Origin of the sequence: Sphingomonas sp. R86520 (assembly GCF_042466285.1) — a bacterium.
Taxonomy (GTDB): Bacteria; Pseudomonadota; Alphaproteobacteria; order Sphingomonadales; family Sphingomonadaceae; genus Sphingomonas.
Window position 1 is genome coordinate 4,072,669 of the sequence record NZ_JAXHBZ010000001.1, and the last position, 25,914, is coordinate 4,098,582.

The 25,914-nt window shown below is 65.7% G+C and carries 27 protein-coding genes; 21 read left to right on the top strand and 6 right to left on the bottom strand.

Annotated features, from left to right (window positions below):
• Positions 1-47: 47 nt before the first annotated feature.
• Positions 48-956 carry a 2-hydroxyacid dehydrogenase gene (locus tag SJY41_RS18765; protein WP_380783733.1) on the bottom strand — a complete coding sequence of 303 codons (909 nt, stop codon included), beginning with the start codon at positions 954-956 and terminating at the stop codon, positions 48-50.
• Positions 957-1,010: 54 nt separating this feature from the next.
• Here SJY41_RS18765 and ruvB point away from each other — a divergent pair, with 54 nt between their 5' ends.
• The 7 genes from ruvB (at position 1,011) to SJY41_RS18800 (ending at position 10,378) form a co-directional block, all read left to right on the top strand.
• Positions 1,011-2,036 (top strand): Holliday junction branch migration DNA helicase RuvB, encoded by a 1,026-nt coding sequence (gene ruvB / locus SJY41_RS18770; RefSeq protein WP_132736034.1) that lies wholly within the window; start codon positions 1,011-1,013, stop codon positions 2,034-2,036.
• Positions 2,037-2,311: 275 nt separating this feature from the next.
• Positions 2,312-4,585: a phosphoenolpyruvate--protein phosphotransferase gene (gene ptsP / locus SJY41_RS18775; protein ID WP_380783735.1), complete on the top strand. Its 2,274-nt coding sequence runs from the start codon at positions 2,312-2,314 to the stop codon at positions 4,583-4,585.
• A 112-nt stretch (positions 4,586-4,697) separates the two neighbouring features.
• Positions 4,698-5,675: a helix-turn-helix domain-containing protein gene (locus SJY41_RS18780; RefSeq protein WP_380783736.1), complete on the top strand. Its 978-nt coding sequence runs from the start codon at positions 4,698-4,700 to the stop codon at positions 5,673-5,675.
• 96 nt (positions 5,676-5,771) lie between these two features.
• Positions 5,772-6,683 carry a tetratricopeptide repeat protein gene (locus SJY41_RS18785; RefSeq protein ID WP_380783737.1) on the top strand — a complete coding sequence of 304 codons (912 nt, stop codon included), beginning with the start codon at positions 5,772-5,774 and terminating at the stop codon, positions 6,681-6,683.
• A 193-nt stretch (positions 6,684-6,876) separates the two neighbouring features.
• Positions 6,877-7,854, top strand: a complete 978-nt coding sequence (gene tilS / locus SJY41_RS18790) for a tRNA lysidine(34) synthetase TilS (RefSeq protein ID WP_380783738.1) — start codon at positions 6,877-6,879, stop codon at positions 7,852-7,854.
• Between the two features lie 68 nt (positions 7,855-7,922).
• A complete protein-coding gene (ftsH, locus tag SJY41_RS18795) occupies positions 7,923-9,938 on the top strand; it encodes an ATP-dependent zinc metalloprotease FtsH (RefSeq protein WP_380783739.1) in 2,016 nt (671 codons plus the stop codon).
• A 62-nt stretch (positions 9,939-10,000) separates the two neighbouring features.
• Positions 10,001-10,378, top strand: coding sequence for a hypothetical protein (locus tag SJY41_RS18800; RefSeq protein ID WP_380783740.1), 378 nt, complete (start codon positions 10,001-10,003; stop codon positions 10,376-10,378).
• Positions 10,379-10,648: 270 nt separating this feature from the next.
• On the opposite strand, the gene SJY41_RS18805 is transcribed toward SJY41_RS18800, so the two are convergent.
• The gene (locus SJY41_RS18805) at positions 10,649-11,764 is read right to left on the bottom strand and encodes a DUF3667 domain-containing protein (protein ID WP_380783741.1); all 1,116 of its coding nucleotides are present in this window, start codon (positions 11,762-11,764) and stop codon (positions 10,649-10,651) included.
• A 61-nt stretch (positions 11,765-11,825) separates the two neighbouring features.
• On the opposite strand from SJY41_RS18805, the gene SJY41_RS18810 reads away from it, so the two are divergent.
• From SJY41_RS18810 to SJY41_RS18865, 12 genes are all read left to right on the top strand, one after another.
• On the top strand, positions 11,826-13,088 hold the full coding sequence (locus SJY41_RS18810; RefSeq protein ID WP_380783742.1) for a glutamate-5-semialdehyde dehydrogenase: 1,263 nt from the start codon (positions 11,826-11,828) through the stop codon (positions 13,086-13,088).
• Positions 13,089-13,119: 31 nt separating this feature from the next.
• On the top strand, positions 13,120-13,380 hold the full coding sequence (locus tag SJY41_RS18815) for a CopG family ribbon-helix-helix protein (protein ID WP_380783744.1): 261 nt from the start codon (positions 13,120-13,122) through the stop codon (positions 13,378-13,380).
• Positions 13,371-13,655 carry a type II toxin-antitoxin system RelE/ParE family toxin gene (locus tag SJY41_RS18820; RefSeq protein WP_380783745.1) on the top strand — a complete coding sequence of 95 codons (285 nt, stop codon included), beginning with the start codon at positions 13,371-13,373 and terminating at the stop codon, positions 13,653-13,655. The genes SJY41_RS18815 and SJY41_RS18820 overlap by 10 nt, the downstream gene beginning before the upstream one ends.
• Positions 13,652-14,275, top strand: a complete 624-nt coding sequence (locus SJY41_RS18825; RefSeq protein ID WP_380783746.1) for a nicotinate-nucleotide adenylyltransferase — start codon at positions 13,652-13,654, stop codon at positions 14,273-14,275. The genes SJY41_RS18820 and SJY41_RS18825 overlap by 4 nt, the downstream gene beginning before the upstream one ends.
• 21 nt (positions 14,276-14,296) lie before the next feature.
• Complete coding sequence (rsfS, locus tag SJY41_RS18830; RefSeq protein ID WP_380783748.1) at positions 14,297-14,704, top strand: ribosome silencing factor; 408 nt, start codon at positions 14,297-14,299, stop codon at positions 14,702-14,704.
• A gap of 18 nt (positions 14,705-14,722) precedes the next feature.
• Positions 14,723-15,145, top strand: a complete 423-nt coding sequence (locus tag SJY41_RS18835; protein WP_380783749.1) for a 23S rRNA (pseudouridine(1915)-N(3))-methyltransferase RlmH — start codon at positions 14,723-14,725, stop codon at positions 15,143-15,145.
• 3 nt (positions 15,146-15,148) lie between these two features.
• Complete coding sequence (locus SJY41_RS18840; protein WP_380783750.1) at positions 15,149-16,327, top strand: murein hydrolase activator EnvC family protein; 1,179 nt, start codon at positions 15,149-15,151, stop codon at positions 16,325-16,327.
• Between the two features lie 143 nt (positions 16,328-16,470).
• The gene (locus tag SJY41_RS18845; RefSeq protein ID WP_380783751.1) at positions 16,471-17,856 is read left to right on the top strand and encodes a S41 family peptidase; all 1,386 of its coding nucleotides are present in this window, start codon (positions 16,471-16,473) and stop codon (positions 17,854-17,856) included.
• 20 nt (positions 17,857-17,876) lie between these two features.
• Entirely contained in the window at positions 17,877-18,359 is a 483-nt protein-coding gene (locus SJY41_RS18850; RefSeq protein WP_380784191.1) for a disulfide bond formation protein B, read from the top strand.
• A complete protein-coding gene (locus SJY41_RS18855; protein WP_380783752.1) occupies positions 18,356-18,889 on the top strand; it encodes a demethoxyubiquinone hydroxylase family protein in 534 nt (177 codons plus the stop codon). The genes SJY41_RS18850 and SJY41_RS18855 overlap by 4 nt, the downstream gene beginning before the upstream one ends.
• 61 nt (positions 18,890-18,950) lie before the next feature.
• On the top strand, positions 18,951-19,457 hold the full coding sequence (locus tag SJY41_RS18860) for a hypothetical protein (RefSeq protein WP_380783753.1): 507 nt from the start codon (positions 18,951-18,953) through the stop codon (positions 19,455-19,457).
• Between the two features lie 641 nt (positions 19,458-20,098).
• On the top strand, positions 20,099-20,800 hold the full coding sequence (locus tag SJY41_RS18865) for a DJ-1/PfpI family protein (protein WP_380783754.1): 702 nt from the start codon (positions 20,099-20,101) through the stop codon (positions 20,798-20,800).
• Here the strand turns inward: SJY41_RS18865 and SJY41_RS18870 are convergent.
• Positions 20,797-21,429: a DedA family protein gene (locus tag SJY41_RS18870; protein ID WP_380783755.1), complete on the bottom strand. Its 633-nt coding sequence runs from the start codon at positions 21,427-21,429 to the stop codon at positions 20,797-20,799. The genes SJY41_RS18865 and SJY41_RS18870 overlap by 4 nt on opposite strands.
• 80 nt (positions 21,430-21,509) lie before the next feature.
• Between SJY41_RS18870 and SJY41_RS18875 the strand changes: the two genes are divergently transcribed.
• Positions 21,510-22,307, top strand: coding sequence for an aldo/keto reductase (locus tag SJY41_RS18875; RefSeq protein WP_380783757.1), 798 nt, complete (start codon positions 21,510-21,512; stop codon positions 22,305-22,307).
• Between the two features lie 14 nt (positions 22,308-22,321).
• Here SJY41_RS18875 and SJY41_RS18880 read toward each other — a convergent pair whose 3' ends face one another.
• From SJY41_RS18880 to SJY41_RS18890, 3 genes are all read right to left on the bottom strand, one after another.
• On the bottom strand, positions 22,322-23,707 hold the full coding sequence (locus SJY41_RS18880; RefSeq protein WP_380783758.1) for a UdgX family uracil-DNA binding protein: 1,386 nt from the start codon (positions 23,705-23,707) through the stop codon (positions 22,322-22,324).
• Between the two features lie 162 nt (positions 23,708-23,869).
• Positions 23,870-25,114: a putative DNA modification/repair radical SAM protein gene (locus SJY41_RS18885; protein WP_380783759.1), complete on the bottom strand. Its 1,245-nt coding sequence runs from the start codon at positions 25,112-25,114 to the stop codon at positions 23,870-23,872.
• Between the two features lie 218 nt (positions 25,115-25,332).
• Positions 25,333-25,509 (bottom strand): hypothetical protein, encoded by a 177-nt coding sequence (locus SJY41_RS18890; RefSeq protein WP_380783760.1) that lies wholly within the window; start codon positions 25,507-25,509, stop codon positions 25,333-25,335.
• A 57-nt stretch (positions 25,510-25,566) separates the two neighbouring features.
• Between SJY41_RS18890 and SJY41_RS18895 the strand changes: the two genes are divergently transcribed.
• Positions 25,567-25,911 carry a hypothetical protein gene (locus tag SJY41_RS18895; RefSeq protein ID WP_380783761.1) on the top strand — a complete coding sequence of 115 codons (345 nt, stop codon included), beginning with the start codon at positions 25,567-25,569 and terminating at the stop codon, positions 25,909-25,911.
• Positions 25,912-25,914 lie beyond the last annotated feature (3 nt).

Consider the following 25,914-nt stretch of genomic DNA (forward strand, 5'->3'; position numbering starts at 1 on the left):
CTACGCTGACGATCCTCCCCCGCAAGCGAGAGGATCGAAAGCTGGACTTAGAGCGAGGTGAGCAACGCTTCCCCGGCAAAATGCGCATCGAGATTGGCGACGACCAGCGCTGCCATCTCTGCCCGCCCATCGACCGTCGCGCTGCCCTGATGCGGTGACAGGACGACCTGGTCCATCGCCTTCAGTGCGTCCGGCACTGTCGGTTCGTCGGCGAACACGTCGAGCCCCGCACCGGCGATCGTCCCATCCTGAAGCGCCGCCACCAGCGCCGGTTCGTCGACCAGGCTTCCTCGAGCGATGTTGACCAGGATGCCGTCCTCGCCAAGCGCAGCGAGAACGGCCGCATCGACGATATGGTGCGTCGCGTCGCCACCGGGGGCAGCGATGATCAGTACGTCGCACGCCGCCGCGAGCGACGCGATGTCGGCATGGAACACGCCCTCGAACGCCGGCTTGATCGAGCGTGCGGTGTAATGGAGTTCGCGCGCGAACGGCCGCGCGCGTCTGGCGATGGCCTTGCCGATCTGACCCAGCCCGAAAATGCCGATCCGCCGCCCGCTGGCGCGTCGGGAAAGATCGACCTTCCACTCGCCGCCCCGCACGGCTCGGTCGTTGGCCGCGATCCCCCGCTGTACCGCAAGCATCAGCCCGATCGCGAGGTCCGCGACGTCGTCGGTCAGGACGTCGGGCGTGGTCGTCACCGCGATGCCGCGCGCCCTGGTCGCGGCGAGGTCGATCCCGTCATGACCGACGCCGTGGATCGCGACGATCTCCAGCGCGGGCAAGCGATCGAGCAGCGCGGTATCGACCACGCTCATGCCGCCACCGACGATCGCCCGGGTCGTGGTCGGCGGATCCTTGCGGTGCAACGTGAAGCGTTCGGCCAGCGCGTGCTCGAGCGCGGGAGAGACTCCCGCCAACAGATACAGGTCGGGATGGGAGGTTTCGTTGGGCATCGCGGTCCTATAGCCGCCTTGCCCCTTCCACCGCGAGCGCGCTATCGCGGGCCGGTGACCGATACAGACCGCATCCTGACTGCCGCCAAGCGTCCCGAGGACGTCGACGCCGCATTGCGTCCCAAGAGCCTGGACGAATTCGTCGGGCAGAAGGCCGCGCGGGAGAATCTGCGGATCTTCATCCAGGCCGCGAAATCGCGGGGCGATGCGCTGGATCACGTGCTGTTCTTTGGACCGCCGGGTCTTGGCAAGACCACGCTCGCACAGATCGTTGCACGTGAGATGGGGGTGGGCTTTCGCGCCACCTCCGGTCCGGTGATCGCCAAGTCGGGCGATCTCGCAGCGTTGCTGACCAATCTCGAGGATGGCGACGTGCTGTTCATCGACGAGATCCACCGGCTGCAGCCGGCGGTCGAGGAAGTGCTGTACCCGGCGATGGAGGACCGTGCGCTCGATCTGATGATCGGCGAGGGACCGTCTGCACGCTCGGTGCGGATCGACCTGCCACGCTTCACGCTGATCGGTGCGACGACGCGGCAGGGGCTGCTGACGACGCCGCTGCGCGATCGGTTCGGGATTCCGGTGCGGTTGCAATTCTATACCGTCGAGGAACTGGAGCGCGTGGTGACCCGCGCCGCCGGATTGCTGGGACTGGGGATCGCCAAGGATGGCGCGATGGAGATCGCTCGCCGTGCCCGGGGTACGCCGCGTATCGCGGGGCGGCTGCTGCGCCGCGTGCGCGATTTCGCCAATGTCGCCGGGCACGAGACGGTCGATGCGCGAGCCGCGGATGCGGCCCTCAACCGGCTGGAGGTCGATTCGCTCGGACTTGACGCGATGGACCGGCGCTATCTGATGATGATCGCGGACATCTATCGCGGTGGCCCGGTCGGGGTGGAGACGCTGGCGGCGGGCTTGAGCGAACCGCGCGATACGATCGAGGAGGTGATCGAGCCATATCTGATCCAGCTCGGCCTGATCGCGCGGACTGCTCGTGGTCGGTTCTTGAACGCCGGAGGGTGGAAACATCTCGGACTGAACCCACCAGCCGGTAGCCAGGACGGCCTGTTCGACGCGTAAGGTCATCGTCAGGTGATCGTAGGACCTGTGATCGCTTCCGCCTCATATCGTCACCCCAGCGAAACCTGGGGTCTCCCAATTTGAGTGCGCCAGCAATTGACGAGTCCCACGGGGATATCCCAGCTTTCGCTGGGCTGACGGATTGGGGGTAGGGGCTCCGGAGACCCGCGATGGGGCGGCTTGTAAGAAACGACGACCGAGAGATAGATCGAACTTCGTTGCGACACTGTTTTTGTTGCGTGGCACCCAAGCGATCGATCTGGTAGCCAACCCGAATGCCCGTTTCGGCCGCCGCCTCCGCCAGAGAGATCCTCACCAGCCTTCACGACGTGATGGCCGCGCGCACCACCGCGCAAGCCAAGCTCAACTCGGTCGTCGGTATCATTGCCACCGCGATCGACAGCGAAGTCTGCTCGATCTACCTTTTGCGCGAGGGCGTGCTCGAACTGTTCGCGACCCGCGGTCTCGACCAGGCCGCCGTCCACGTCACCAAGCTCGCGCTTGGCGAAGGCCTGGTCGGCACGATCGCGGAGGACGTCGAGGTCCTCAACCTCGACGAGGCTGCAAGCCACCCCGATTTCGCCTACAAGCCGGAAACCGGCGAGGACCGGTTCCACAGCTTCGCCGGCGTGCCGATCATCCGCCGCGAACGATCGGTGGGCGTTCTGGCCGTCCAGCACACGGACCGTCGCAAATATGCCGACGTCGAGATCGAAGCGCTGCAGACGGTCGCCATGGTGCTCTCCGAACTGATCGCCAATGCAGGCCTCATCGACACGACCGGCGGTGGCAGCGATCGTCCGCAATCGACCGCGGCTGTCCGCATCGCCGGCCAGAAGCTGGTCGATGGGATGGGCGCGGGGTTCGCGGTGTATCACCAGCCGCGCATCCATATCGAACACACCGTGGCCGAAGATACCGACGCCGAGCGCCACCGCGTCTACGCCGCGTTCGACAAGATGCGCGAGGGCATCGACCGGATGACGCGCGAGGCCGAATTCGGCGTCGGCGGCGAGCATGTCGAAGTGCTCCAGACCTACAAGATGTTTGCGTACGACGAGGGCTGGGCGCGGCGCATCAACGAGGCGATCGATTCCGGCCTGACCGCGGAGGCTGCGATCGAGCGTGTCCAGCAACGCACCCGCCAGCGCATGCGCCAGATCGACGATCCGCTGCTCGCCGACCGGATGCACGATCTGGAGGACCTGTCGAACCGGCTGCTCCGGATCGTGTCGGGGCAGATGGGCACCGCCGCGCAGATGGGTTTGCGGCAGGACACGATATTGATCGCGCGCAACCTGGGGCCCGCCGAGCTGCTCGAATACGACAAGCGCCGGCTGAAGGGTGTGATCCTGGAGGAGGGATCGCTCACCGCGCACGTCACGATCGTCGCGCGTGCGATGGGCGTGCCGGTGCTCGGTCGCGTCCGCGATATCCGTCGGTTGGTCGCGGAGGGCGACATGCTGTTGCTCGACAGCGCCGAGAGCAACGTCTTCGCGCGGCCGTCGGCGGCGATGGAGGAGGCGTTCGAGGCGCGCCTCGCGATGCGGCAGAAGCGCAAGGCCGCGTTTGCAGCGCTGCGCGACGTGCCGCCGGTCACCAAGGACGGTCACCGGCTCACGCTAATGGTGAATGCCGGCCTGCGCGACGACGTCGCCGCGCTCGACATCACGGGCGCGGACGGGATCGGGTTGTTCCGCACCGAATTCCAGTTCCTCGTCTCGGCCACGTTGCCGCAGCGTGAGCGCCAGCAGCGGCTCTACCGCGAAGTGCTCGACGCCGCCGGCGAGCGGCCGGTGATTTTCCGCACGGTCGATATCGGTGGCGACAAGGCGCTGCCGTATCTCAACAAGGAAGATGCCGACGAGGAGAACCCGGCGATGGGCTGGCGCGCGCTGCGCCTAGGCCTGGAGCGCGACGGGTTGATGAAGGTGCAGGCGCGCGCGCTGCTCGAAGCCGCTGCCGGCCGCACGCTCAACGTGATGTTCCCGATGGTCAGCGAGCCGTGGGAGTTCGACGAGGCGCGCGCGCTGTTCGAGGCGCAGCGGGCACTGCTAGAAGGGCGTGGGCGCAAGCTGCCGCTGGCGATCCGGTACGGCGCGATGCTCGAAGTGCCCGCGCTGGCGGAGATGCTCGACGTGCTGCTGCCGCGAATCGAGTTTCTCTCGATCGGTACCAACGACCTGACGCAGTTCCTGTTCGCCGCCGATCGTGCCAATCCGAAGCTCGCCGAGCGCTACGACTGGCTTAGCCCGTCGATCCTGCGCTTCATCGCACGCCTCATTCCGCCGACCCGTGACGCGAAAGTCGATCTCGCGGTGTGCGGCGAGATGGGAGGGCGGCCGCTCGAGGCGATGGCGTTGATCGGGCTGGGCATCGAACGGCTCTCGATCACGCCCGCCGCGGTCGGTCCGATCAAGGCTATGACGCGCTCGCTCGATCGCGCTGCGTTGACGAAATATATGGCAACGCTGCTGGCGAATCCTCCACGCGACATGCGTGGCGCGTTGACGGCATGGGCGATCGAAAACGGCGTCGAACTCGCTTGACGGAGCGAAAGCTGCGGTCGCAGGCGGCGGTGTGCGTTGACACGGCTGGGGCCCTCTGAAAGACGGGGTTCATGACGGGCAACGCGCCTTCGCCTGGGCTTCGGAGATAAGAATGGACGAGGTCGAAACCGGCCAGAACGCAGCGCCCGCTCAACCAGAGCGCGCTGGCGACATTCTTCGTATTGCGCGCGAGGCGCAGGGCCTCAGCGTGGCGGACATCGCTGCGCGGACCCGCGTGCCTCTGCGGCACCTCGAAGCAATCGAGCAATCCGATTATTCGGCGCTGCCCTCGTCGACCTATGCGGTCGGGTTCACCCGCGCCTATGCGCGTGCGGTCGGCATCGACGAGGTGCACATCGCGCAACTCGTGCGCGTCGACGTCGCCAAGATGAGGCGCAAAACGCCGGAGTACGAACCGTACGAGATGACCGACCCGTCGCGCGTGCCGTCGCGTGGGCTGGCGGTCGTGGCGCTGGGCCTTGCGATCGCGGTGCTGGTGCTGGTCGGGCTGTGGTACGGCACCGACATGTTCCGCGGTTCGTCGTCGTCGACGTCGGTCGCGGTGCCAGTCTCGGCAACGGGCCCGAACCCGGCAGCGCAGACGGCGCAGCCCGTTCCCGCATCCGCGACGCCGACCACGGGCCAAGTGACGCTCACCGCGTCGGACGAAGTGTGGATGCGCGTCTACGATGCCGACAACAAGACGCTGTACCTCGGCACGATGAAGCCGGGCGACAAGTTCGACGTGCCGCGCGATGCGAAGGATCCGATGATCAACATCGGTCGGGCGGACAAGCTGGCGGTGACGCTGAACGGTGCCGCGGTACCGCCGCTCGGCACCGGCGAACGCGCGATCAAGGACGTTCGGGTCGGAGCGCCGGCGATTGCCGCGCGTCTGGCCGGCACGCCCGAGCCGCAGGCTGCGCCGACCACGCAGGCGCCGTCGACAAGCTCGACCCGCTCGTCCGAACGGTCGCGCGGCACCAGCCGGCCGCGCACGCCGCGCCCCGCTTTGTCGGAGACGCAGCGCGCCAACCTCGACGCGGCTCGCAATCCACCGGCCGCCGCGGCCGAAACGACCACGCCGTAACACTGCGCACGGATATCGAACGCCTTAAGGCTGGCGACAGGATCGATGTTGCAGGTATAGCCCGACGATTAACCAATCCACCGGGGGGTGTGACCCATGCGTAAGTCAATTCTGATCGGCGTCTGCCTCGCGGCCCTCCTGCCCGCTACGGCCCAGGCCCAAAACGTCGAGGGCCGCGTCGGCAAGCTCGAAAGCGAAATGCGTGCGGTCCAGCGCAAGGTCTTCCCCGGCGGTGCAGGGCAGATGCTGCAGCCCCAGGTGACCGCGCCGCAGAGCGAGCAGGGGCCCGGCCCCGGCTCGCCCGCGACCAGTGCGCTCGCCGACGTCAACCAGCGCGTGACGTCGCTGGAGCAGCAGATGACATCGCTCACCGAGCAGATCGAGCAGAACCAGAACCGCACGCGCCAGTTGCAGGATGCGTTCGACAATTACCGTCGCTCGAACGACGCGCGGTTGAAGACGCTGGAAGCCGGTCCTGCGCCGATCGCGACCGGCGGCCCGATCGAATCCGATGACTCGTCGAGCGGGCCTTCCCGCCCGACCACGCGTCCCGAGGGATCGGCCAGGCCCGGCACCGCGACCCCGGCGAAGGTGTCGGTCGAGAAGCCCTCGACCGGCGATGCCGCGGAAGACGAGTATATGTATGGCTACCGGCTATGGGCGGCCAAGCAATATCCGCAGGCCGAGGCGCAGCTGAAGAAGGTGGTCGCCGACTACCCGAAGAGCAAGCGGGCCAGCTATGCGCAGAACCTGCTGGGCCGGTCGTATCTCGACGAGGGCAAGCCGAGCCTCGCGTCGATGGCGTTCTACGACAATTACAAGAAGATGCCCGAGGGCGAACGCGCGCCGGACAGTCTGCTGTATCTTGGGCAGGCGCTGACGAAGCTGAACAAGCCGGCGGATGCGTGTAAAGTGTATGACGAGCTGAACGACGTCTATGGGGCCAAGATGGCGACGGCGATGAAGGGGCAGGTTGCCGCCGGGCGTTCCGCGGCGAAGTGCAAGTAGGCTGTCCCTTGATGCGTGTCCGTGATCCCCTGTTCGTGACTTCACGTCGCAAACCAGCGCCACCCCGGCGGAGGCCGGGGCCCAGTTGGGAAGGTCGCAGTAACGGATCGCGGCGCTTGATTAGCAACGTCTCCCAACTGGGCCCCGGCCTCCGCCGGGGTGGTACGCTCTCCACCACGATCGTTAGCCCGGCATGACGGAAGAAGGCCGCCGCTTCGCTGCCGACTTCGCGCGGCTCGCAGGCGATATCGCCAACCCGCTGTTCGCGGTCTCCGGCGGCCCCGACAGCATGGCGATGCTCACGCTCGCGCACGAATCGCTCGCGCCCGGCTTCACGGTCGCGAGCATCGACCACCGCCTTCGCCCCGAAGCAGTCGAGGAGTCCGCGATGGTCGCAGCCCATTGCGCGACGCTCGGCATCCCCCACGCGACGCTTGCGCCCGTCGAGCCGATCACCGGCGCCAGTATCCAGGCTCAAGCCCGCACCACCCGCTACGCCCTGCTCACCGACCACGCGCGCGAGATCGGGGCAGGGGCTCTCGTCACCGGCCATCATGCCGACGACCAGGCCGAGACCTTCCTCATGCGCGCCGCCCGCGGCTCCGGCCTCGCAGGCCTCGCCGGCGTCCGCGCGCGCACCGAGGTCAACGGCGTCACCGTCGTTCGTCCGCTGCTCGACTGGCGCCGCGCCGAACTCCGCGCGATCGTCCGTCGTGCGGAAGTGCCGTTCTTCGACGATCCCTCGAACCATGACGACCGCCACGATCGCACGCGTTTCCGACGCTTGCTCGGCGAGAACGAATGGCTCGGCACGCCCAACCTCGCCCGCGCCGCTGCCGCGCTTGCCGAAACGGATACCGACGTCCGCGCGATGGTCGACTGGATCTGGGCGGATCGTGCCAAGGTTGGTGTCGGCGAAGTGAAGCTGGCGGTCGAGAACCTGCCGCGCGAACTGCTGCGACGGCTCGCCCGCCGCGCGATCGGCGTGGTGCGCGCCGAGGCCGGTATCACGGCGCCCGAATGGACCGATGCCGCCAACATCGAAAAGCTGCTCGACTCGCTGATGTCCGGCAAGCGGACGACGCAGGCGGGGATCATCGCCAGCGTCCGCGGCGACGTCTGGCGCTTCCGCGAGGCGCCGCCCCGGCGCGCTGCGGAACCGGCCGCCTGACCAGCCGCTCACACTGATCGACGCAAGTCGCGTGTTGTTCCATTGCCATTAACCTGCGTGCGCTTATCTTGTGCGGTGAAAGGTATCCGGTACCCATGAACGACAACGAGAACCGCGGGCAAAAGCCTCAGGGCCCTGGCAACGGTGGACCCGAGAACGGCGGCGGCAATCCTTGGATGAAGAGCCTGTTGATCTGGGTCGGCATCCTGCTCGCGCTGGCGCTGTTCGTGACCATGTTCGACGGCCGCACGGCGGCGTCGGGTGGCAACACGATCGCGTATTCGGCGTTCCTCGATAAGGTCGACGAGGGCACCGTCAAGGACGTCAACATCTCGCGCGACATGATCTCTGGCACGCTGTCGAGCGGCGAGAAGTTCAAGTCGTATCCGATCCCCGACTCGACGCTGGTGCCGAAGCTGCGCGACAAGGGGGTCTCGATCAGCGCGAAGCCTGAAGAGGGCCCGTCGATGCTGGCGCTGCTGCTGTATCAGTCGCTGCCGTTCCTGCTGTTCCTCGGCATCGCGTTCTTCGTGCTGAAGCAGATGCAGAAGAATTCGGGCTCCGGCGCGATGGGCTTCGGCAAGTCGCGCGCGAAGATGCTGACGCAGAAAGAGGGCAAGGTCACCTTCCAGGACGTCGCCGGCATCGACGAAGCACGCGAAGAACTGGAAGAGATCGTCGAGTTCCTCAAGGACCCGACCAAGTTCGCACGCCTCGGTGGCAAGATTCCCAAGGGCGCATTGCTGGTCGGCTCGCCCGGTACCGGCAAGACGTTGCTCGCTCGCGCGATCGCGGGTGAAGCCGGCGTGCCGTTCTTCACGATCTCGGGTTCCGATTTCGTCGAGATGTTCGTCGGCGTCGGCGCGAGCCGTGTCCGCGATATGTTTGAGCAGGCCAAGAAGTCGGCACCGTGCATCGTCTTCATCGACGAAATCGATGCTGTGGGTCGTCACCGTGGTGCCGGTCTTGGCAACGGAAATGACGAGCGCGAGCAGACGCTGAACCAGTTGCTGGTCGAGATGGACGGCTTCGAAGCGAACGAAGGCATCATCATCATCGCCGCGACCAACCGTCCCGACGTGCTCGATCCGGCACTGCTGCGCCCGGGTCGTTTCGATCGCCAGGTCACGGTGCCGCGTCCGGATATCGAAGGTCGTATCAAGATCCTCGAAGTGCACATGAAGAAGGTGCCGCTGGCGCCTGACGTCGACGCGCGCGTCATTGCACGCGGTACGCCCGGGTTCTCGGGTGCCGATCTCGCCAACCTCGTCAACGAGGCGGCGCTGCATGCGGCGCGCAAGGGCAAGCGTCTGGTAGCGATGGCCGAGTTCGAGGAGGCCAAGGACAAGGTCATGATGGGCGCCGAGCGTCGCAGCATGGTCATGACCGACGATGAAAAGCGGATGACCGCCTATCACGAGGCCGGCCATGCCGTGGTCGCGATGCACGAAGCGGCGTCGGATCCGATCCACAAGGCGACGATCATCCCGCGCGGTCGTGCACTGGGCATGGTGATGCGTCTGCCCGAGCGCGATTCGTACAGCTATCACCGTGACAAGATGTACGCGAACCTCGCGGTCTCGATGGGCGGCCGCGTCGCCGAAGAAGTTATCTTCGGCTACGACAAGGTCTCGAGCGGAGCATCCGGCGACATCCAGTACGCCACGGGTCTGGCGCGCGACATGGTCACGCGTTGGGGCATGTCGGACAAGGTCGGCCCGCTGGAATATGGCGAGCCCGAGGGTGAGTCTTTCCTCGGTTACTCGTCCAGCCGTCCGTCACGCATGTCGAACCAGACCGCGCAACTGATCGACGACGAGATCAAGCGGATCGTCGAAGGCGGTCTCGACCGCGCCAAGCAGGTGCTGAGCGATCATGTCGACCAGCTCCACACGGTGGCGGGTGCGCTGCTCGAATTCGAGACGCTGACCGGTGACGAGATCAAGAAGCTGATCGCCGGCGAGGATCTCGACCGTCCGGATCCGGGTGCGAAGGCCTCGAACGTACCGCGTGCGGGCACGTCGATCCCGAAGACCCGGCGTCCGTCCGGTCCGTTCGGAACGCCCACGCCACTTGGCGCCTGATTGGTTCATCCCGGCGTAAGCTGAATGCGAGCATGGGCGGCCTTTCTTAGGAAAGGCCGCCCATGTCGTATTCGCGTTCGAAGGCTGTAATCGCAGCGTTGCTCATTGCCGGTGTCGCGTTGCCTGCGAGTGCGGCGATGACCGTCGGGACGTTCCTCGCGCGTGCCAATGCGCTCCGTGACCAGGGGCCCATGGCGCTGATGTCCCCGGACTTTACGGTCCTGAAGGCAGAAGCCAAAAGCGCGACGACTCAATTGAAGGCCGAACGTGCAGCCCGCGCCGCTGCCGGCAAACCGCCGATCGCCTGCGTACCCGAAGGCGAGAAGATCGGCATCATGGACATGCTCGACGGCCTGTCAGCACTTCCCGCCGCCGACCAGAAGCGTCCGCTCAAGGACGGCTACGCGAAGGTCATCGCGAAACATTACCCCTGCCGCTGAGGCGCCGGACGCGGCGAATGCGCGGGCCCCGTGTCCGTCCGCGATCCATTTGATTTGCCCCCGCACGCCCATTTGTCACTGCGCCCCATCCGTCACCCCAGCGAAAGCTGGGGTTTCCGGTTAGAGGATACAGCACGCGCCACGTGGAGATCCCAGCGTTCGCTGGGATGACGGGTGGGGCTGGATGACGGCAGGCTGGATGCCGCGAGGCTGAATGGGACGGGTGCGCCCGGCGCGTGATGTACCGGACGGTGTGGCCGTACGCGTTCCTCAATCCGTCAGCCCGTGCAGCAGCAAGAGCACGACAAACGCCAGCAATACCGTGAAGGCGAACGTCAGCAACGCGACCGTCCGCCAGGCCGCCGACCGCTTCCGCAGCGAATACGCCCCGCGAAGCTGAGCGAACATATGGATCGGCGGGATCGCGACCGCGGCAAGCCTCAGCGTCGCGTCCGGCACGCCAACGACGTGGCAGATGATCAGTACGATCGTCAGCAGCATCATGAACGCTAGCGAATACGTCACGAAGATCGCGTGATCGTACAGCCGGTGCTTGCGCCGCCAGAGAAACAGCAGCGCGACGAACGGCACCGATAGCGGAATTAGACCCCAGCTGTATTTATACGCGCTGGTCTGCAGCTTGTAGATCATCAGCCCCGGATTGCCATTGGCCTTGGCGATCCCGTGGTCGAGCCGTTCCCATCCGGTCTTGAAGTCGCCCAAATCAACGATCGGCCCGTGGTTCACGTCGCCCTTGATCGCCTGAGCAGCAGCGATCGCCTTCAGCGTGACGCGAAGCGACGCGGCGTGCTCGTCGAGGTCGGCTACCGATGCGCCAGCGTAGCTCGGGCCCGCTTTTGCCGCGACCGTGCGTTGCGCTTCGACCCGGTTGAGTGCTGCGCGCGTCTTGGCGGTCTCGCGGACATAGTCGGCGGTCTGGCCCGGACGTTCGTCGTTGACGAACGTGTCGGTAAGTTCGCCGCCGACCGCACCGATCGTCGCGAACATCAGGAAGACGGTGAACAGGAACAGCGCGAGGGGCGATACGAATCGCGCGCGCTCGCCATTGACGTAGCGGCGCGTCAGCGTGCCGGGATGCAGGATCAACAGCGGCAAGGTCCGCCATATCTTGCCTTCGAAGTGGAATACCCCGTGCGCGATCTCGTGCCCAATCCCGCCGAGCGAGCGGTGGACATGCGCGGCCTGTCCGCAGGCATGGCAATAATCGTCGATCAGGCGGGTGCCGCAGTTCAGGCACAGCGCGCCATCTCCTGCATCACCGCCATGCGACAGGCCGTCGTGCTTTTCACCTGCGCGCGGTTCGAACGCGCGCCCGACGAGCGCTCCCGTGGCGATGTCCGCCGTTGCCCCAATGTCCCCTGTCATAGCGACAGCGTAACGACTTCGCCGCGTTGGCGCGAGGGGGTATGCATGCTAACGCGCCCGCATGGCCGACGCAGAAAATCCGACCGAATTGATCGCCGATATGGGCCGCCGCGCGCGCGCCGCCGCACTGGCGCTGGCGACCATGGCATCGGACCGGAAGGCTGCGGCCTTGGTACTGGCGGCCGAAGCTATCCGGGGCGCGTCGCCAGCGATCCTGGCCGCGAACGCCGAGGATATGGCGCGCGCTGCCGCGTCGGGGCTGTCGGGGGCGATGCTCGATCGGTTGAAGCTGGATGACGCACGGATAGCGTCGATGGCCGACGGCGTCGCGGCGGTCGCTGCGCTCGCCGATCCGGTCGGGCAGGTGATCGACTCCAGCGAGCGCCCGAACGGCCTGACGCTGTCGCGGGTCCGGGTGCCGATCGGCGTCATCGGCATCATCTACGAGAGCCGCCCCAACGTCACCGCCGATGCAGCAATGTTGTGCGTGATGGCCGGTAATGCGGCGATCCTGCGCGGCGGCTCCGAAGCGGTGCAGAGCAACCGCGCGATCCTGGCGGCGCTGGTGGCCGGGCTGAAGGCAGGCGGCGTGCCCGCCGACGCGGTGCAGCTCGTGCCGACCACCGATCGCGCGGCGGTAGGCGCGATGCTGAAGGCTGACGGGGTGATAGACCTGATCATCCCGCGCGGCGGCAAGAGCCTGGTCGCGCGCGTCCAGGCCGAGGCGCGCGTGCCGGTGCTCGCGCATCTCGATGGGATCAACCACGTCTATGTCGACGCGTCGGCGAAGCGGGCGATGGCCGAGGCAGTGGTCGTCGATGCCAAGATGCGCCGCACAGGCATCTGCGGATCGATGGAAACGCTGTTGATCGACCGAGGCTATGCGGAGCCTGCCGCGTTGATCCAGAAACTCATCGATGCTGACTGCGAAGTCAGGGGTGATGCAGCATCTCGTGCCCTCGTACCGGAAATCGCCCCTGCCGATGCTGCCGATTGGGACACTGAATATCTCGACGCGATCGCCTCGGTCGCGATCGTCGATGGGCTGGACGGTGCCACAGCGCATATCGCCCGCCACGGCTCGCATCACACCGACGCGATCGTCGCGGAGGATGAGACGGTTGCAGAGCGCTTCCTGACCTGCGTCGACAGCGCGATCGTGCTCTGGAACGCCTCGACCCAGTTCGCCGATGGCGGCGAGTTCGGCCTCGGTGCGGAGATCGGCATCGCCACCGGCCGCCTCCATGCTCGCGGCCCTGTCGCGCTCGAAGGTCTCACCACCTACAAGTGGATCGGCCGCGGCACCGGGCAGGTACGTGGTTGATGCGATGACTTCGAAGGAGTAGCGTTTCGTCATGAGCGCACCGATGCGGATAACGGCGGAACTCGACACCGATACGATGGCTATCGTCGACAGCCTTGCTGCGTCAAAGGGCATTACCGGCGCGGAGTTCGCGGCGGAGGCGATCCGGCGCGTCGCCGAGAGCGAGGCGGATTACCGGGCGTTCATTCAGGTCGGCATTGATGCCGCGGATCGGGGCGATGTCGTACCCCATGAGCAGGTGATGGCGGAGCTCGATCGTATGATCGAACGGCATCAATCTCGGTGCAAATAGACTGGACGACGCCGGCGCTAGACGATTTGCGGGGCATCGATGATTGGCTGACTGCCGAAGCCGATCCCGAATGGGCGCTGCGGATATTGATCGCCATCCGGCTCAGGTCCAAGTTTCTCGAGAACTTTCCGCGAGGAGGACGCCCGCACGGTGACGGGGGCCGCATTCTACGGGTGTTCAATACGCCCTATCTCATTCGGTACCGCATCGTCGGCGATGTGGTGCAGGTCGTTCGGGTCCATCATGAACGCGAGAATTGGTTCATTGAACCATGACCCGTGTCGGCATTCTCGGCGGGTCGTTCAATCCCGCGCATAACGGCCATCGCGGCATCACGCTGGCGGCAATCGACGCCCTTGCGCTGGACGAGGCGTGGTGGCTGGTATCCCCCGGCAATCCCCTCAAGGACTCGGCGAACGACATGGCGCCGCTTGCGGCGCGGCTTGCGTCCGCCCGGCGCATGGCCCGCCGGGCGCCGATCCGCGCCACCGATATCGAGGCGCGCCTCCATACCCGCTACACACTCGACACGATCCGAAAGCTCAAGCGGCGTTATCCGAAGATCCGCTTCATCTGGTTGATGGGCGCGGACAATCTTGCCGACTTCCACCGCTGGAAAAACTGGCGCGCAATCGCCCGCGAGGTTCCGATTGCGGTAATCGCGCGTCCGGGATATGACGGGCGCGCCCTCGCGGCCCCCGCGATGGGTTGGCTGCGGCGCTTCCAACGGCGCACAGACCATGCGAAGAGCTGGACGACGTGGAGTTTGCCGGCCCTCGTGCTGTTGCGCTTCCGACCCGACCCGACCTCCGCAACCGGCCTGCGTGCCGTGAACCCAGACTGGTTTCAGCACGTTGCTGGGCCGCCCGACCGTTCCGGCACGTTGCCGGATTGATACCCTTACCCAGGAGCTGACTTGGCCACTTCCCCTACTGCCCCTCGCGCGACCGACCCCGAAGAGGTTGAGGCGCTGCATCGCCTGATCCTCGCGTCGCTCGACGACGACCAGGCGGTCGAGACCATCTCGATCCCGCTCGCGGGCAAGACCAGCATCGCCGACTTCATGGTGATCGCCAGCGGTCGTTCGACCCGGCAGGTCGCCTCGATGGCGCAGAAGCTGGCCGAGCGGATCAAGGCCGAGTTCAAGCGTCCGGTGAAGATCGAAGGTCTGCCGACCGCCGACTGGGTGCTGATCGACGCGACCGACGTCATCGTCCACCTGTTCCGCCCCGAAGTCCGCAGCTTCTACAATCTGGAGCGGATGTGGGCGTTCGGCGATGCTCCGACGCCGCCGCCGGTGCCGACTTACACTGCCGAAGACTAAACCGATCTAGAGGCGGCGGTGCTGCTCCACATCGTCGCCCGTGGACGGATCGGGCGTTCGCCAGAGGCGGACCTTGTCGATCGCTATCTTAAGCGGATCGTCTGGCCGACCAGGATCAGCGAGCTGCCCGATACCGGCGGCAAGATCCCGCTGGTCGGTGAGCAGACCAAGCGCATCCTGCTCGATGAGAAGGGCGAGACGCTCTCGTCGACGGCGTTTGCACACAAGCTCGAACGGTGGCGTGACGATGGCGTGCGCGAGGCGCGGTTCATGATCGGGGCCGCCGATGGCTTCGACGACGCGGCGCGCGACGAGGCCGACCTGCTGTTCTCGTTCGGCCGTGCCACGTGGCCGCATCTGCTCGCCCGCGCGATGCTCGCAGAGCAACTCTTCCGCGCGACCAGCATCCTTGCCAACCACCCCTATCACCGCGAAGGGTGATGCATGAGGATCGGGAGGGGCCTGGTCGTCGCGGCGCTGCTCGTGGTGGCGGCCGGCGTGACGGCGCAGACCAACGACACGGCTGACATCGCGAGCGAACAGGCGCGCCTGCTTGCCGCCAAGCGCGATGCCGCGCTTGCTGCACGCCGTGCGGCCAAGCTCGCCGCTGCGGCTACCCAGGAACGCAATGCCGCCGACAAGGCGCGACGTGAAGAACAGGCGCTCGCTGCGCGCGTCACTGCTGCGGAGGCGAACCTCGTGACCGCCGGTGCGCGGGTCACACTCGTCGACCGCCTGCTGACCGATCAGCGCGCCAAGCTCGGACGCGCCCAAGCCCCGGTCGCCCGGCTCCTCGCGGCGCTCGAATCGCTGGCCCGCCGACCGACGATCGTCGCAGTCGCGCAGCCGGGATCGGTCGACGACCTCGTCCGTGTCCGTGCGGTCCTCGGTAACGCGCTCCCCGTCGTCCGCCAGCGTACCAACGCGGTCCGTGCCGAACTCGCGGAAACGCGTCGCTTGCAAGCCAGCGCCACGCTTGCCGCCAAAGCATTGGCAGACGGCCGCGCACGACTGGAGAACGACCGCATCGCGCTGGCCAACCTCGAAGCGCGTCATCGCCAGCGCAGCCGGGCGCTTGGTCGCGGTGCGCTGACCGAGTCCGATCGCGCGCTGGCCCTTGGCGAACGCGCGCGCGATCTCGTCGACGGCATGGCGGCAACGACCGATGCCAAGGCAACCGCGGCAAGTCTCGTCGCGCTCGCTGGTCCGATCCCTCGCCCGATCGCGCCCGGCACGACCCCTCCAGCTCCACCGAGCGGCGTGTACCGCATGCCGGTATCGGGCACGCTCGTCACGGGCTTCGACGAAGTCTCGGACTCCGGCGTTCGATCGCGCGGCCTGACCTTTGCTACGGCCTCCCGCTCCCGCGTCGTCGCCCCTGCAGCCGGCAGGGTTCGCTACGCACGTCGGTTTCGTGACTACGGCACGATCGTCATCATCGATCACGCCGAAGGCTGGACCAGCTTGGTCACCGGCCTTTCCGCAACTACCGCGAAACCCGGTGACCGGATCGCGATGGGCGCAACCATCGGCACGGCCCCCAGCGAAGACCCACGCATCACCGTAGAGCTCCGCCGCCGCGGCCGCCCGGTTGATGTCGCCGCATTGACAGGGCTTCGTTGATGGCGCCCGGCTGTTCGGCTAGTCAGACGCGGTTCAGCCTGACACGGCTTTGCTCCGCGCGCGCGTTGCCGCTACGGTGGGCCGTTACGATCTACCGTTTACGACCCTAAGATATCGTCATTTCTCAGGTTGCAGGACCATCGATGCCTCGTCCTATACTGCGTACTCCGATCCTTACTGCCACGGCCATCGTCGGCGCGCTGACGCTGATCCCGCTCGCGACCTCGGCGATGGCGGCTGTCGACAGCGACACGTACCGCGAGTTCGACCAGTTTCTCGACGTGTTCAACCGCGTGAAGGCAGATTACGTCGACAAGGTCGATGACAAGACGCTGATCAAGGGCGCGATCCAGGGGATGCTCGCCAGCCTCGATCCGCACAGCTCGTATGTCGACGCGCTCGACTACGAGAACCTCCGGATCATGACCGAGGGCAATTACGGCGGCCTGGGCCTGACGGTGCAGATGGAGGACGGCGCGATCAAGGTCGTCGCCCCACAGGAAGACTCCCCCGCCGCGCGCGCGGGCGTCAAATCCGGCGACTACATCACGCATATCGACGGCAAGCTGATCTACGGCGATTCGCTCGACGAGGCGGTCGGCAAGATGCGTGGCAAGCCTGGCAGCAGGATCACGCTCGGCCTCGTCCGTCCCGGCCGAGACAAGCCGCTCGACGTGACGATGATGCGCGAGATCATCGTCCAGAAGCCGGTGAAGTGGGAAGTCCGCGGCGACGTCGGCTACATCAACATCAACACCTTCAGCGAAAACACCGGTGCCGACACCCGCGCGGCGATCATGGCGATCGACAAGTCGCTCGGCCATCGTCCGCTCGGCTACGTCGTCGACCTGCGCGAGAATGGCGGCGGCTTGCTGACGCAGGCGATCGAAGTCAGCGACGCCTTCCTCGATCATGGTGAAATCGTCTCGCAGCGTGGCCGCGAGAAGACCGATATCGAGCGCTATTATGCCAAACCCGGCGACGACGCGCACGGCCTGCCGGTCGTCGTCCTCACCGATCCCGGTACCGCGTCCGCCTCCGAGATCGTCGCGGGCGCGCTCCAGGATCATCATCGCGCGCTGATCATGGGCGAGCGCAGCTTCGGCAAGGGCTCGGTCCAGACCGTGCTCCAGCTCGGCCCCGAGACCGCGCTCCGCTTGACGACGGCGCGCTATTTCACGCCGTCGGGCCGGTCGGTACAAGAGGGCGGGATCGAGCCCGACATCAAGGTGCCGCAGCTCACCGATCCCGATTACAAGTCGCGTCCCGTGTTCCGCGAGGCCGACCTGCGCAAACACCTGATCAACGAGGTGAAGGCCGACAACGCGGTGCTGGAGGAGGATACCAAGACCGACCCGCGCTTCTCGCAGACGCCCGAGCAGTTGAAGAAGCAGGGTATCGACGACTTTCAGCTCTATTACGCGCTGAAGACGGTCGCGCGCCTCGGCGGCCCGGTGCAGGTTGCTGCGGCGACCAAGCCACGTCCGATCAAGCCTGATGCAGACGCAACCAAGGCGCCCGGCAAGTGAGCGTTCGGCGCGGGCTTGGCATGACCAAGAACGAAGAGATCGCGCGCGCCATTGCGCTGTTGTTGCCGGCGTTCCTGCTACTCGGCGCGCTCGGCTCGCAATATCTCGGTGGGCTGTACCCGTGCGAGATGTGCCACTGGCAACGCTGGCCGCATTATGCCGCTGTGCTGATTGCGGGAGCGACGTTCTTCGTGCCCGGTCGGTCGCTGCGGGCATCGCTGGTCATCGTCGCCGGTCTGCTCATCGGGCTCAGCGGGCTGATCGGCGTCGCGCATGCCGGCGTCGAATATCATTGGTGGAACGGCTTTACCGCCTGCACCACGACCGTGTCGATGGCTGGCACCACCGCCGCCGAGCGTCTCGCCGCGATCATGAACGCGCCGATGGTGCGGTGTGATTCGCCACAGTGGAAACTGCTCGGCATCTCGCTTGCCGGGTTCAACGCGGTCTTTTCGCTCGTCGGTGCGTTCACCATATTCGCACTCATGAGGAAGACGCGATGAGCTGGAAGCCAGGTGACGCCAAGCGCGCGACCGATGCGATGATTCGGGTCGACCAGGCCGGCGAATACGGCGCGATCCGGATTTATGCGGGCCAGCTTGCGGTGCTCGGTGATCGCCATCCTGCATCGCGCTCGATTCATCACATGGCGCAGCAGGAAGAGCGTCACCGCGCGTTCTTCGACAAGATGATCGTCGAGCGGCGCGTGCGACCGACCGTGTTGCAGCCGATCTGGAAAGTTGCCGGTTTCGCGCTGGGCGCGGTGACGGCAGCGATCAGTCCGCGTGCGGCCATGGCGTGCACGGCGGCGGTCGAAACCGAGATCGACAAGCATTACGAAGAACAGATCGTTCAGCTTGGCGCCAGCGATCCCGAGCTATCCGCGGCTATTCTCGATTTCCAGGCCGAGGAGCTGGAGCACAAGGCTACCGCGATCGCCGCGGGAGCCGAGGAGACGCCTGGGTATCCGGTGTTGAGCGGACTGATCCGGCTCGGCTGCAAGGTCGCGATCGCTACCGCCAAGCGGATCTAGCCCAGGCGGATCCAGGCCGAGCGAGTATAACAGGCGTACCAAACGCGTGGGAGTGATGCGTATGAAGATGCTTTTTGCGGCGGCGTTGCTCGTCGCCGGCCCTGCAGTTGCGCAGACCGCGAAACCTGCACCGCCGACGCTGGCGCAACTGCCCGCCCGGGCGCCGACCCTCGCGCCGGCCTTGCCGGGGGCGACCGGAAAGCCGCAACCTGTTTCCGTCCCCGGCGAAGTCTCGCGCAGTGCGCCGGTCAACGGCGTGCTGACCCTGTTCGGCAACGAACGCTGCCCGACCAATCAGAACGGCGAAGAGATCGTCATCTGCGTCCGCCGCAGCGCGCAGGAACAATACCGCGTGCCGAAGGAACTCCGCGAGTTCGTCGTGACGCCTGAGAATGCCAGCTGGGCGACCAAGGCACAGGGCACGATGGATGCCGGGTCGGGCGTCAACACGATCGGCAGCTGCTCCGCCGTCGGCGCAGGCGGCGCCACCGGCTGCTTCGGCCAGCGAGTGAGGGAATCGCGCCTGGAGAACAAGACGCGGGCGGCGGAAGTGCCGGTTCTTCCCTGAGCGCCGGGGGGGCGGTAGGACCTGCACAACGATATCCCAGCTTCCGCTGGGATGACGGGTGGGGAGCGGTTCTGATCTGGAAACCGAGCTGAATCCAAACACGCGCAGTACACGCAATGCAGTGGTACGCGCAGTACGCGCAGTACACGCAATACGAGTGTTACGCGCAGTACGGGTAGCACAAAGCGGCACACGGAACGCAGCGTGCCATACGTGGCCTCACTCGAGCCCCCGTCGCCCTTAACCCTCCATACGTCACCCCAGCGAAAGCTGCGGTATCCCACGACGCGCATGACGCTCGCCTCGCACGACAGGCATGGCTCAAACGATGACCCCTCGCATGCCCGGTACGCAGCTGCTCGCCTGACGCCATGCTAGCTGCCGCTGTCCTACCGGGGCCGGGCATGACATGATCCGCGGATGGCGTCGGCAACTTTCTTGAGCGCGGTCTTTCACACCGGCCGCAACGGTGCGCCGTTCGTCAGGAACGATACTGCGAGAGCGTCTGCACTTCCTATACTTCACTCGCGCACTGCCCTCGGCGGAGGCCGGATCGGCAGGGTTGTCCCGGGCGTCCGAACGATTGCGAAGCGTGTTCCGGCACCCCTCGATACCAAGTGCTTCTCGCTAGGAATATCGGCATGATACAACCCCTGAGCATCGCCTTTCTCCTGTTCCCGAACGTGACGCAACTCGACCTGACCGGCCCCGCGCAGGTCTTGTCGCGGCTGGGCGGTGCGCGACTCGATCTCGTATGGAAGACGCTCGATCCGGTGCCGACCGACGCCGGCTTCTCGATCCTGCCGACCGCGACCTTCGCCGACGTGCCGCACGCGGACATTCTCTGCGTGCCGGGTGGGTTCGGTATCAACGGCGTGATCGCCGATGACGAGGCGATGGCGTGGGTCCAGGCGGTCGGCACGAACGCCGCTTGGGTCACGAGCGTCTGCACCGGTTCGCTGATCCTAGGCGCCGCCGGCTTACTGGACGGCTATCGTGCAGGGTGCCACTGGGCGCAGCGCGACATGCTGACGTTGTTCAATGCGATTCCGGTCGATGCGCGTACCGTGGTCGATCGCAACCGAGTGACCGGCGGGGGCGTCACCGCCGGGATCGACTTCGCGCTGACGCTGACTGCGATGCTCCGCGGCGAGGCTCACGCCAAGGCGGTTCAGCTCAGCCTCGAATATGACCCGTCACCGCCGTTCGACAGCGGATCGCCAGAGAAGGCCGACGCGGACATTCTTGCTGCCGTGAAGCGACGAACGGCTCAACTGGCCCCGACGCGCGACGACGATCTGCGTGCGCTGGCGCAGCGCCGCGGTTATCCCCGACAAACTTAGGCGCGACGCTTCAGCCCGCGTACGCGGTGCCAGATGTAGAAGCCTACGAGCGCAATCAGGACGATACCGATCAGCAGGTCGGCGTTGTGGAACGCCGCCTTTACGCGCGGATCGCTGTCCCATTTGTCGCCGAGCTTCATGCCGACCCAGGCCAGGCCGAAGCACCAAGGCCACGATCCGAGGAAGGTGTAGACGTGGAACGGCACCAGCTTCATCCGCGCGACACCGGCGGGAAAGGCGATGAACGAGCGGATCACGGGCAAAAGACGCCCGATCAGCACCGCGACACTACCGAAGCGCGCAAAGAACCGATCAGCGGCGTCGAGTTCGCCCGGTCCGATCAGGACGTATCGGCCCCAGCGCTCCGCCATCGGTCGTCCGCCGCGCTTGCCGATCTCGTACGCGACGATCGAACCGAGGTTGCATCCGATCGCACCGGCGGTCGCGGCGAGGTACAGGTCGAACCGCCCGGTCGAGACGAGGTAGCCGGCGAACGGCATGATGATTTCGGACGGGAGCGGAATGCACGCACTCTCGATCGCCATGAGCACCGCGATGCCGACATAGCCGCCGGACGAGATCACCCAGATCGTGAAGGTCGCGAGGACGGCGAGGATCTTTTCGAACATAGGTCGGCGAAGTGCGCGAAGCGGGCGGCGAAGGGAAGAGACAATCGGAACCGTGCATGCGCTTCGTTCGCTCAAACCCGATGACAGATCTCACACTCAACGATGGCCGCTCCATGCCCCAGCTCGGCATGGGCACGTGGCAGATCCCCGACAGCCAGGCCGCGGCGATCGTCCGCACCGGGCTCGATATCGGCTTTCGGCTGGTCGACACCGCCGCGATCTACGACAACGAGTTGGGCGTGGGCGCCGGCTACAAAGGCTCGGATGCGTTCCTGACCACCAAGCTCTGGAACGACCGGCAGGGGGATGCCGAGGCGGCGATGGACGAGAGCCTTGCGTTGCTCGGAGTCGACTCGGTCGATTTATATCTGATGCACTGGCCGGTGCCGAGCGCGCACACGTTCGTCGACGCATGGAAAGCGATGATCGCGTTGCGCGATGCGGGGAAGGCGAAGTCGATCGGCGTATCGAACTTCCTGCCCGAGCACATCGATGCGATCGTCGCGGCAACCGGCGTAACGCCCGCGGTCAACCAGATCGAACTCCACCCCAATTTCCAGCAGCGCGCACAGCGAGCCTATCACGAGGCGCACGGGATCGTGACGCAAAGCTGGAGCCCCTTGGGCCAGGGGAAAACGCTGCTGCAGGACGAGGCGATCGTTCGGATTGCCGGCAAACATGGGCGAAGCGCTGCTCAGGTCATCCTATCCTGGCATCTGGCCAACGGCTTTTCGGTTATTCCGAAGGCATCGGATGCGGAGCATCTGGGCGACAACTTTGCCGCGCTGGATTTGACGTTGGACGACGAGGATATCGCGGCGATCGATGCGCTTGACGATCCGGCCGGTCGGCTGGGACCTGAGCCGAACAGCATGTGATCGCGGCGGGCGGATCAGGCGATCCGCCCGCCTACGGTCCTCAAATCCTCGACGAACCGCGCATATTCTTCTGCTGCTTGGGCCGGGTCTGGCAACCGCAGCAGGTAGCTCGGGTGCACCGTGATCCACGCCTCGCCGCCGTCGGGCAGTTGTAACGCGCGGCCACGTTCGCGGCTTATGGTCATCACCTTGCCGAACAACGATCGTGCGGCGGTCGCGCCGAGCGCTACCGTCACCTTCGGCTTGATCAGCATCTGCTCTTGCTCGATCCACCAGCGACACGCGTCTATCTCGCCAGCGCCGGGCTTGGCATGGATGCGGCGTTTCCCGCGCTGCTCGAACTTGAAGTGCTTGACCGCGTTGGTGACGTACGCGCGGGAGCGGTCGACGCCGGCCTCCGCCATCGCCTTGTCGAACATCTGGCCGGCGGGGCCGACGAACGGGCGCCCGGCAATATCCTCCTGATCGCCCGGCTGCTCGCCGACGAACATCAGCGGCGCGTCGACCGGGCCTTCGCCGAACACGGTCTGGGTGGCAGGTTTGTAGAGCGGGCAGCGGGTGCAGCCGGCGGCTTCGTCGCGTAGAGCTTCCCACGCGATCTGGCTGTTGCCACCGACAGTGTCGCGCGCGCGCTGGATCATGCCGCTTTCCCTCGCTTGTGCTGCCGCGAGCAAGCCCGGGACCAGCGCGGTCTCAGGCATGTTCTTCCAGTATTTCTTCGGCATCTCCTTCAGCATCGCGCCGATTTTCACGCGCGCCGGGTTGAAGATGCTGGCGTAATAGGTCTTCCAGACTTCCTCGGTCGGATCGCCGTCCGGGGCATCGGCCTTGCTCGCGCCGGGGCCTTCGCTGAGCGCCTTGCCGTCCCAGTGGATCGAGACTTCGGGCGTCAGGATCGACCAGCGCATGCTGGCGAAGCGGTTGACGAAGAACGCGGCGTTGGCGCGGACGATGTGATGGTCGGGCTCGAACCACGCAACGAAGCGCGTCGTGCCGTCCTCCTCGATCTCGCGGAAGCGGAGGAAGGCGCGCATCTTGTGGATGTCGCGGCGGACGTCCTTGGCGATCCGGTCGAGCCTGCGGACGAGCGGGTCGGCGCGGTCTTCAATCAGCTTGGGTTCGCGGCGGAGGCGGGCGAGCAGCGTGTAGAGCAGCGCGAACCGTTCCGGGTCGCTGCCAAGGATGGCGCTGCGGGCGAGATCGAGGAACGCGCGGGGGACGGAGAACGCGCCGGGGGCTGGGGCCGGGGCGGGGTCGGCTGCAATGGCGAACAGGTCGGTGGGTTCGTTGCCGACTTGCCAGACGACGTCGTCGGGGGGGACGTCCTCCGCGACCAGGCCACGCGCGGCGTCGCGCCAGCCGTCGAAATCGTCGGGTTCGGCAAGGGTTACTACGCGCATGGCGCTCCTACGCTGTCACGCCGGGCTTGTTCCGGTACTTGCTTCCCTTGTTTTCCCGCGAAGGCGGAAGCCCAGTCTGGGTCCCCGCCTTCGCGGGGAAACAAGCCATCCTTGATTTACAGGGATGCGCTTCAGATGCACCGAAACCCGTACCCAACGGCCTCACGCGAACATTTCCATCTGCTTGGGCTTCGGCGCCACGATCGGGCGGAGTTCGGCGCGGTCCGCTAGTGTTACCGGGCGCCAGTCTTCCGCGATAATGAAGGGGCGGAGTTTCGCGACCGACACCGTGAGGCGCGCGATGTCGGCCAGGTGCAGGCGGCGCCAGCGGCGGCTCGTCAGGATGCCGTTGACCGCCTTCACACCGAGGCCCGGAACGCGAAGCAGCATCTCACGAGGCGCGCGGTTCACGTCGACGGGGAAGCTCCCGCGGAATTTCAGCGCCCAGGCGAGCTTCGGGTCGATGTCGAGCGGCAGCATGCCGGTGGCGTCGTCTGCGGCAGCGACGACCTCGTGCGGCTGGAACTCGTAGAACCGCATCAGCCAGTCCGACTGATAGAGGCGGTGCTCGCGCATCAGCGGCGGGCGTTGCAGCGGAAGGACGGCGCTTGCGTCGGGAATCGGGCTGAACGCGGAATAATAGACCCGCCGCAGACCGAAGCGGTCGTACAGGGTCGATGCCTTCCGGACGATGTCGCCGTCGGTTGCGGCGTCGGCGCCGACGATCATCTGGGTCGACTGGCCGGCGGGCGCGTAGCGAGGCGCGGACTTGTACTTGGCCGTCGCGTCCTTGCCGTCGATGATCGACGCCTTCACCTCGGCCATCGCGGTTTCGATGCGCACGCCGTCCTTTTCGGGGGCAAGGCGCTTCAGGCCGTTCGCGGTCGGGAGCTCGACATTGATCGAGACGCGATCCGCATACAGCCCGGCTTGGTGGACGAGTTCGGGATCGGCGTCGGGGATCGTCTTGAGGTGGATGTAGCCGCGGAAATGGTGGTCTTCGCGGAGCGACCGTGCGACCTCGACCATCTGCTCCATCGTGTAGTTCGACGAGGCGATGATGCCCGACGAAAGGAACAGGCCCTCGATATAATTGCGCTTGTAGAAGGCGATGGTGAGATCGACGACTTCCTTCGCGGTGAAGCGCGCGCGGCGGACGTTCGAGCTCTTGCGGTTGATGCAGTAATGGCAGTCGAAGATGCAGCTGTTGGTCAGCAGGATCTTCAGCAGCGAGATGCAGCGGCCGTCGGGGGCATAGGCATGGCAGATGCCCATTCCTTCGGTCGAGCCGAGCCCCTTGCCATCCTTCGAGTTGCGTTTGGTCGTACCCGACGACGCACAGGACGCATCGTATTTGGCCGCATCGGCGAGGATCTCGAGCTTTTCACGGGTGTCGAGTTGGGCCATTCGTTCGTCTTACGTTCCGCGGAAAGGGGTGTCGAGTGATGGAGATCAACTTGTAGCTATGTCACTGATGCGGAGCGGTTCTCAGTCGTGGCGGTCGAGTGAAGTTTAGGAAGTATAGACTCTAAGAGCGTTTCGTCGGGGCGGCTTCGGTACTCGTGATTTTGGCGGTCGCGGTGTCGGGACGCGGTCAGGATCGGCGCGTGTAGGGCAGCGATCAATCAGTCGAACATGTAGCGGATCAGGTCGACCATCCCGCCAAGGCTCACGGGCAGAAACAGCAACAGGAAGAGATAGACGAAGATCAGGCGGGTCAGTGCTTTCTCGTGCCGATACACAGGCTTGCGAGGAGGCAGATCCTCCTTGCGCGGCCAGATGCTGGATTCGTCGAGGAACATGGCGCTATCCCGGTAATACCTCAGTCATAACGACGCTGGACCCGCCAGGTGCCGGGTATGCCCATCATTATTTACATTCCACACCCCTCGCTTAGACTGCTGGAATTCGGGGGAAGTAATGCGATGAAACATACACGTTTTCTGTTCGTTCCAGCGTGCCTTGTCTTGCTGGCGTCGACCGCGAGCGCGCAAGGCATCCAAAACCCTGGTGTCGACGTGAAGAAAGAGAAGAAAACGTGTCGGCAACTGATGCCTACGGGGTCGATCATGTCCACGCGAGTCTGCAACACGGCGGTCGATTGGGCAAAATTCGATGCGATCGGTTCGGCTGGCGCGGATGACTTTCACAAGGCGCTCAGGATGACGACAACAGGGTCGCGAGGGCCCGGTCCAGGGCAGTGAATC

Coding starts and splice junctions, on each gene's coding strand:
- SJY41_RS18765 (WP_380783733.1), bottom strand. CDS start 956: ATGCCCAACGAAACCTCCCATCCCGACCTGTATCTGTTGGCGGGAGTC.
- ptsP (WP_380783735.1), top strand. CDS start 2,312: ATGCCCGTTTCGGCCGCCGCCTCCGCCAGAGAGATCCTCACCAGCCTT.
- SJY41_RS18780 (WP_380783736.1), top strand. CDS start 4,698: ATGGACGAGGTCGAAACCGGCCAGAACGCAGCGCCCGCTCAACCAGAG.
- SJY41_RS18785 (WP_380783737.1), top strand. CDS start 5,772: ATGCGTAAGTCAATTCTGATCGGCGTCTGCCTCGCGGCCCTCCTGCCC.
- tilS (WP_380783738.1), top strand. CDS start 6,877: ATGACGGAAGAAGGCCGCCGCTTCGCTGCCGACTTCGCGCGGCTCGCA.
- SJY41_RS18800 (WP_380783740.1), top strand. CDS start 10,001: ATGTCGTATTCGCGTTCGAAGGCTGTAATCGCAGCGTTGCTCATTGCC.
- SJY41_RS18805 (WP_380783741.1), bottom strand. CDS start 11,764: ATGACAGGGGACATTGGGGCAACGGCGGACATCGCCACGGGAGCGCTC.
- SJY41_RS18810 (WP_380783742.1), top strand. CDS start 11,826: ATGGCCGACGCAGAAAATCCGACCGAATTGATCGCCGATATGGGCCGC.
- SJY41_RS18815 (WP_380783744.1), top strand. CDS start 13,120: ATGAGCGCACCGATGCGGATAACGGCGGAACTCGACACCGATACGATG.
- SJY41_RS18825 (WP_380783746.1), top strand. CDS start 13,652: ATGACCCGTGTCGGCATTCTCGGCGGGTCGTTCAATCCCGCGCATAAC.
- SJY41_RS18840 (WP_380783750.1), top strand. CDS start 15,149: ATGAGGATCGGGAGGGGCCTGGTCGTCGCGGCGCTGCTCGTGGTGGCG.
- SJY41_RS18845 (WP_380783751.1), top strand. CDS start 16,471: ATGCCTCGTCCTATACTGCGTACTCCGATCCTTACTGCCACGGCCATC.
- SJY41_RS18850 (WP_380784191.1), top strand. CDS start 17,877: ATGACCAAGAACGAAGAGATCGCGCGCGCCATTGCGCTGTTGTTGCCG.
- SJY41_RS18855 (WP_380783752.1), top strand. CDS start 18,356: ATGAGCTGGAAGCCAGGTGACGCCAAGCGCGCGACCGATGCGATGATT.
- SJY41_RS18860 (WP_380783753.1), top strand. CDS start 18,951: ATGAAGATGCTTTTTGCGGCGGCGTTGCTCGTCGCCGGCCCTGCAGTT.
- SJY41_RS18865 (WP_380783754.1), top strand. CDS start 20,099: ATGATACAACCCCTGAGCATCGCCTTTCTCCTGTTCCCGAACGTGACG.
- SJY41_RS18870 (WP_380783755.1), bottom strand. CDS start 21,429: ATGTTCGAAAAGATCCTCGCCGTCCTCGCGACCTTCACGATCTGGGTG.
- SJY41_RS18875 (WP_380783757.1), top strand. CDS start 21,510: ATGACAGATCTCACACTCAACGATGGCCGCTCCATGCCCCAGCTCGGC.
- SJY41_RS18880 (WP_380783758.1), bottom strand. CDS start 23,707: ATGCGCGTAGTAACCCTTGCCGAACCCGACGATTTCGACGGCTGGCGC.
- SJY41_RS18885 (WP_380783759.1), bottom strand. CDS start 25,114: ATGGCCCAACTCGACACCCGTGAAAAGCTCGAGATCCTCGCCGATGCG.
- SJY41_RS18890 (WP_380783760.1), bottom strand. CDS start 25,509: ATGTTCCTCGACGAATCCAGCATCTGGCCGCGCAAGGAGGATCTGCCT.
- SJY41_RS18895 (WP_380783761.1), top strand. CDS start 25,567: ATGCCCATCATTATTTACATTCCACACCCCTCGCTTAGACTGCTGGAA.